At 64.5% G+C, this 1,920-nt stretch carries 2 protein-coding genes and 1 riboswitch; of the genes, one reads left to right on the plus strand and one right to left on the minus strand.

Annotated features, from left to right (window positions below; all coding sequences use genetic code 11):
• Window positions 1-85 precede the first annotated feature (85 nt).
• Entirely contained in the window at window positions 86-1,444 is a 1,359-nt protein-coding gene (locus SSA01S_RS18775) for a voltage-gated chloride channel family protein (RefSeq protein WP_061781611.1), read from the minus strand.
• A gap of 23 nt (window positions 1,445-1,467) precedes the next feature.
• A riboswitch (Fluoride riboswitch) is annotated at window positions 1,468-1,544 on the minus strand.
• Between the two features lie 163 nt (window positions 1,545-1,707).
• Here SSA01S_RS18775 and SSA01S_RS18780 point away from each other — a divergent pair.
• A partial coding sequence (locus SSA01S_RS18780) for a DUF305 domain-containing protein (RefSeq protein WP_244885716.1) occupies window positions 1,708-1,920 on the plus strand: 213 nt, incomplete at its 3' end.

A 1,920-nucleotide genomic window follows, 5' to 3' on the forward strand; every position in this document is an offset into this window, starting at 1 on the left:
TTTCAGATAGATGCGCAGCATCCCGACTTCGCGGTGATGGACGGTGAAACGATTGGGCATGACGGGCTTTCGACAGGAAACAGGATCAGGCGCGCGTGCGCCGGCGAGAAGCGCGGTGCGTGCGGGCATCGCGCAGGGTCGCGTCGGGTGTGAGGTGTGCGGCAGGTACCTTTGGCACAGCGACGCGCTGCGACAGGTAGATGCCGTTGTGGCCTGAGCAGAGGTAGGCGACGAAGCACGCGACTGCGATCGGCACCGTATAGGCCGCGCCGAACAACTCGATCCCCATGAACGTGCAAGCCAGCGGTGTGTTGGCCGCGCCCGCGAACAGCGCGACGAAGCCGATCGCTGCGAATAGCCCCGACGGTACTCCGAACATCGGCGCGAGCGCATTGCCGAGCGCCGCGCCGATAAAGAACAGCGGCGTGACCTCGCCCCCCTTGAAGCCCGCGCTCAGGGTCACGACGGTAAAGAGCAGCTTCAGCGCCCAGCTCCACGAGTGCGTATCGGGACCAAAGAAGCTGGCGATGGTCAGGCTGTCCGGTGTCGCGGCGAGCGTACCCAGGCCAAGATAGTCGCGGGTTCCGAGCAGCCAGACCAGCGCAATCACGGCCAGCCCGCCGATAACGGGTCGTAGTGGGCCATAGGGGATCACGCGCTTCAACCATCCGCCCAGCGCGTGATTGGCCTCGGCAAAGGTCAGCCCGGTCAGACCGAAGGCAATGCCGGCGACACCGGCCTTGGCGACGAGCAGCGCGTCGACCGGCACCAGCGCATCGACATGGTAGACGCCGTGATGAATGCCCCAGGCAAGACAGGTCCAGTCACCGACCAGCGCCGCGACCAGGCATGGCACCAGCGCGCGATACTCGACCCGACCGATCGCCAGCACCTCCAGTGCAAAGACCGCGCCCGCAATCGGCGTCCCGAAGACCGCGCCGAACCCAGCCGCGATCCCGGTCATAAGGAGGGTGCGTGTCGCTTCCGCATCCAATCTGAGCGCGCGTCCAAACCCGCTGGCAAGACTGCCGCCCAACTGCACGGCGGTGCCTTCACGTCCCGCCGATCCCCCGAACAGATGTGTCACGACCGTGCCGAAGAAGATGAGCGGAGCCATGCGCAGCGGCACGCCGCCCCCCGGTTCGTGGATTTGCTCGACGATGAGGTTGTTGCCGCCTTCGACTGAGCGCCCTGTCAGATGGTAGAGCAGTCCGACCACGAACCCGCCGATCGGCAGCAGGTAGAGCAGCCAGGGAAAGGCGAAGCGAAGCTGGGTTACGGCGTCGAGGCTCCGCAGGAAGGCCGCGCAGAGCGTTCCCACCGCTGCGGCCATCGGGACCAGGATCAAAGCCCACCGCAGTACCGACGTGGCATGGGTGCGGCGATCGCGAATGAACGCTGCCATGTTGAACTGGTCATAGAGATTGCGAAATGTCGCGCGCACCATTCCTCCTTGCTGCCTTGCGGCGCCTGGTAGGAATCATCGGCCCTTGCGAGGGCGGTTCGACCGAATGGCCCGGCGGAAATCCATCGCCGTGCCTGCGCATATGCTGTCCGACCGCGACCCGGTCAATCAACCGCAGAAGCATGAGACTATCGTTTTGGTGAGGACCGATAAAATGGCTTTGGCCACGGAATAAACCCCGACGAGCATCGTCTACGCTTTCGAGACCGATGCGCTGGAGGCTTATGCGTAGACGAGATTGGATGCTGGGTCTGACGGCTTCGGCCCTACTTACCGGCGCAGTCGCGGCCGCCCCCGCCGATGGCTACGCTACCATGATGTCTGTCGCGATGGACCGGATGATGGCGGGCATGATGGTCAAGCCGTCCGGTGACGTCGACCGCGACTTCGTGGCGATGATGCTTCCGCATCATCAGGGTGCCATCGATATGGCGGTGGCGGAGCTGCGCTACGGC

The sequence above is a fragment of the Sphingomonas sanguinis NBRC 13937 genome, assembly GCF_001591005.1.
GTDB classification, from domain to species: Bacteria; Pseudomonadota; Alphaproteobacteria; order Sphingomonadales; family Sphingomonadaceae; genus Sphingomonas; species Sphingomonas sanguinis.